The organism is Peptostreptococcus sp. MV1 (assembly GCF_000758885.1).
In the GTDB taxonomy this organism is placed as follows: Bacteria; Bacillota; Clostridia; order Peptostreptococcales; family Peptostreptococcaceae; genus Peptostreptococcus.
The window spans coordinates 1-2,377 of the sequence record NZ_JRNB01000034.1 but is presented as its reverse complement, the minus strand read 5'-3'; the positions used below and the strand labels follow the sequence as shown (position 1 = coordinate 2,377).

At 35.2% G+C, this 2,377-nt stretch carries 2 protein-coding genes; one reads left to right on the top strand and one right to left on the bottom strand.

Annotation, left to right across the window (positions count from 1 at the left end; all coding sequences use genetic code 11):
• Window positions 1–1,051: cell wall-binding repeat-containing protein (locus tag HMPREF1639_RS02670; protein WP_198021046.1), on the top strand; the 1,051-nt coding region annotated here is incomplete at its 5' end.
• 248 nt (window positions 1,052–1,299) lie between these two features.
• Here HMPREF1639_RS02670 and HMPREF1639_RS02665 read toward each other — a convergent pair.
• On the bottom strand, window positions 1,300–2,256 hold the full coding sequence (locus tag HMPREF1639_RS02665) for a polysaccharide deacetylase family protein (protein ID WP_036762995.1): 957 nt from the start codon (window positions 2,254–2,256) through the stop codon (window positions 1,300–1,302).
• Window positions 2,257–2,377: the final 121 nt, after the last annotated feature.

The following is a 2,377-nucleotide window of genomic DNA, read 5'->3' as shown; positions in this document are numbered from 1 at the left end:
TCCAACAGATGCAACAAAGAAATTCAAAGCTTGGAACCCAGTAGTACCAACAGATACAACACAAATTACAACAACAAGCTATACAGCAACATATGAAGCAAAACCAACTACAGGTGGTACAACTCGAAAACCTGGTAGAACTACAGAAGACTCTTCAAATAGAACAACTGATAGAGCTAATGGCAAGGACAGAGTTGAAACAGCAATAGAAATTTCTAAGAAATACTTTAGACAAGCGAACACAGTAATTGTAGTAGATAGCAAAGATTTCCCTGACGCAATGACAGCATCAGTATTATCTAAGCTATTAAAGGCACCTATCCTACTAACAAATACTCATAAGCTTGACCCTAGAGTAGCGGCAGAAATTCAAAGACTTGGAGCAAAAGATGTAATAATCGTAGGTGGAAACGCATCAGTATCAGAAGCAGTTAAGAAAGAATTAGCTAAATTTGATAAAGATACAGTAGAAAGAATCTACGGTAAAGACAGATACGAAACTTCAGCACAAGTTGCAAGAAGAGTAGTAGGAATAACAGGAAAACTTGGACATGCAGTAGTAGCATCAGGACAAGTATTTGCAGACGCACTAGCAGTAGCACCTTACGCATCAAGAGAAGGTTACCCAATACTACTAGTAAAAGCAAACAACTTACCAAAATCAATTAAAGATGCTATAACAGAACTAGCTATAAACAAAGTAACAATAGCAGGTGGATACGCAACTGTAAATAGATCTCTAGAAGCTTCACTACCAACAGTAGTAGAAAGATTAAAAGGAGATACAAGATACGAAACAGCTATTGATATAGCAAACAAGAAGTTCAGCGGTTCAAAAGAAATATTCTTAGCAAATGGAGTGGAGTGGATGGACGCACTAGTAATAGGACCAGTAGGCGGTATCTTAGATATGCCAATCCTATTAACAAGAGCAAACAGCGCACCAAAATCACTAAAAGACTATATCGCTAAAGCAAATATCCAAAAGGTAATTGCAATTGGTGGTACTAGGATGGTAAGTGATAGAGTTTTAAACGAGCTAAGTAAATAAAGTAAAAAGAAAGAACTTGGGGGAGACCCTGAGTTCTTTTTTTTTGCTATTCGAAGTGTGGTAGCCCCACTTGTAACTTGATTATACAATCAACATAAAGAAAAAAGACAACATCAAGGATACTATATGTATCCTTGATGTTGTCGCATAAATTTCGGATTTTATTCATCAAAGCTAGTTGACAAAGAAGCTTAAATTTTAAGGGAATAAATCCCTAATTAAGAGCCCCTAAAGACGGTCCTTTATTTTTAATATAATGTTTTAAATTCGTAGCCAGCATTCTTGTAGTATTTGATAATACTATCTAAGTACTTGGCTGTTTCTTCCTTGCCATATGTATCGTGCATTAGTAGGACTACGAGATTTTTGCCCTTGCTGCTTTCAACTGCATGTTGGTACAATTGGTCGGCATTTTTCTTAGGACCCTCAGCGTCACTATTTAGGGCGTTCCAGTCTATAGAAGCCTTGTTGTTTTTAATCATGTATTCATTAAGGGGTTCTGTCTTTTGCCAAGAAATCTGTCCACCTGGACACCTGTAAACCCTAGTTTCAAAGTCAAAACCAAGACAAGTTTTGATTAGTTGGGCATTCTTATCAAAGTCTGACGTGTAGTTTGCCATATTTAAAACTCTTCCAGGATACAAGAATTTGTAGTCATGGGAATAAGAGTGGTTGGCTATGGCCATACCTTCATTATATTCCTGCTTTAATATATCTGCTGCACCATTCATTTTCAAAGACTTACCGATAACAAAGAAAGTAGCCTTTACATCGTTATCTTTAAGAGTTTTAAGAATATTAGGTGTGTTTGTAAGTGAAGGCCCATCATCAAATGTCAAGAATACCTGCTTTTTACCGCCATTGTCATAATCGTAAGTATTTAAGGCATTCCAAACTTTTTGAGCATCAACACCATATTTTCTTTTGGCATCTTCCTTCTGACCAATTACTTTTTGTGATTTTTTCTTATCAGCTTGTACTTGATTTTCTTCAATTTTAGTCTTATTTTTAGCCTCCTCGTTACTTCTATAAGCATTTATTAACTTGAAGCAACCAGCGGCACAGGCGATTATTATTAAAAGTAATAATATCTTTTTCACGTTAAACCTGGCACTCTTTCTCCTTTTTCTCTTTGGCAAATGAATGTCTCTTTTTTTAGAATTACTCCTACTGTAGTTTGTGTAATATTTTTTTTCTCTTTTCATGACTTATCCTCCATTTATATATTTTACTACATAAATTAAAATTTTTAAAGATGGCTTATGAAGAAAGACAGTGTCAAGTTTTTATGGACTTTTTTATTACAACTAACTCCCTAAAATATTT